Here is a 595-nt window from a genome sequence, read left to right as displayed (position 1 = left end):
TCATTTGCTTCATCGATTTTACTATTCAATAGCAACTTCGCGTATTCATTGTTAAACGCACTGTATTTAACCCAGGCACTTTTTACTTTATTGAAAGCGTCTCGGTCGCGTTGATCCCACAGTCCTTTCTCATATTGGTCTAGATATTTATCAATTTTCTGTTCAGATTTTTCTAATCCGGCTACCCATTCCATGAATTGAGGGTGATTCACATTGGTTAATAAAGAGAATTCATCCTTTCTTAAAATTCCGAGTTCAATTTCGGTATTTTTTACGAGCAATACGCTAGGTACGGTGGTTTCAGAAAATACGGTAAGCTTTCCTTCTATCATCTTGATTTCAGATGTAAAGAAAACGGAGAGAGCGATAACAGATAACGAAATGATCAAAATCAGCGCACTGATTTTATACTTGATACTTAAATTAGAAAGTTTCATAGACTCACTGATAATGGGGGTTTGAAAGGCTCGGAGTCTATTACTGAGATTTGAAATATAGTGTGACTAATGTCTCAAATAAATTTATCGTGAATAAAATTAAGTCGTAATATAAATGTTCATAATTAAAATAAACCCTTGTTATTTATAAAATTAAT

General features: G+C 32.9%; 1 protein-coding gene. It reads right to left on the bottom strand.

Going from position 1 to position 595, the window contains the following annotated elements; translation table 11 throughout:
• A partial coding sequence (locus tag R7Q48_RS29065; RefSeq protein ID WP_318133825.1) for an MCP four helix bundle domain-containing protein occupies positions 1-437 on the bottom strand: 437 nt, incomplete at its 3' end.
• Between the last annotated feature and the right edge of the window lie 158 nt (positions 438-595).

The organism is Vibrio sp. 378 (assembly GCF_033339435.1).
The sequence above is the reverse complement of the archived record's forward strand: the minus strand, read 5'-3'. Positions and strand labels throughout refer to the sequence as shown.